The following is a 1062-nucleotide window of genomic DNA, read 5'->3' as shown; positions in this document are numbered from 1 at the left end:
CCTCGTCACTACGCACACGTAGATTGTCCTGGACACGCCGATTATGTTAAAAACATGATCACTGGTGCTGCTCAAATGGACGGCGCTATCTTAGTAGTTGCTGCGACTGACGGTCCTATGCCACAAACTCGTGAGCACATCCTACTTTCTCGCCAAGTTGGCGTTCCTTACATCGTTGTGTTCATGAACAAATGTGACATGGTTGATGATGAAGAGCTACTTGAGCTAGTAGAAATGGAAGTTCGTGAACTTCTTTCTGAATACGACTTCCCAGGTGATGACTTACCACTAATTCAAGGTTCTGCACTTAAAGCACTTGAAGGCGAAGAGCAATGGGAAGCTAAAATCGTAGAGCTTGCAGAAGCACTAGATTCTTACATTCCAGAGCCAGAGCGTGACATCGATAAGCCATTCATCATGCCTATCGAAGACGTTTTCTCAATCCAAGGTCGTGGTACTGTTGTAACTGGCCGTGTTGAAGCTGGTATCATCAACGTGAATGACGAAGTTGAAATCGTTGGTATCAAAGAGACTACTAAGTCTACTTGTACTGGTGTTGAGATGTTCCGTAAGCTTCTTGACGAAGGTCGTGCTGGTGAGAACATTGGTGCACTTCTACGTGGTACTAAGCGTGAAGACGTTGAACGTGGTCAAGTACTAGCTAAGCCTGGTTCAATCAACCCACACACAACATTCACTTCAGAAGTATACGTACTTTCTAAAGATGAAGGTGGTCGTCATACTCCATTCTTCAAAGGTTACCGTCCACAGTTCTACTTCCGTACAACTGACGTAACAGGTGACGTACAGTTACCAGAAGGCGTAGAAATGGTAATGCCTGGTGATAACGTTAAGATGACAGTAACTCTAATCGCGCCAATCGCGATGGACGAAGGTCTTCGTTTCGCTATCCGTGAAGGTGGCCGTACTGTTGGTGCTGGTGTTGTTGCAACTATCGTTGAGTAATCAACTGTTGTAATGCATTAAGCATTCAAAAAAACCCGAGCTTAGTCTCGGGTTTTTTAATGCTTGAAGAAAAGTGATTAGCTATCAGCTTTTAAG

Annotated in this window: 1 protein-coding gene; it reads left to right on the top strand. The window is 44.4% G+C overall.

All coding sequences use genetic code 11. The annotated features are described in order from the left end of the window. Positions 1 to 966: elongation factor Tu (gene tuf / locus CWB77_RS17780; protein ID WP_138623849.1), on the top strand; the 966-nt coding region annotated here is incomplete at its 5' end. Between the last annotated feature and the right edge of the window lie 96 nt (positions 967 to 1062).

The organism is Pseudoalteromonas sp. S1610 (assembly GCF_005887465.1).
GTDB lineage: Bacteria > Pseudomonadota > Gammaproteobacteria > Enterobacterales > Alteromonadaceae > Pseudoalteromonas > Pseudoalteromonas undina.
Note: the sequence above shows the minus strand (reverse complement) of the source record. Positions and strands in the feature narration are given on the sequence as shown.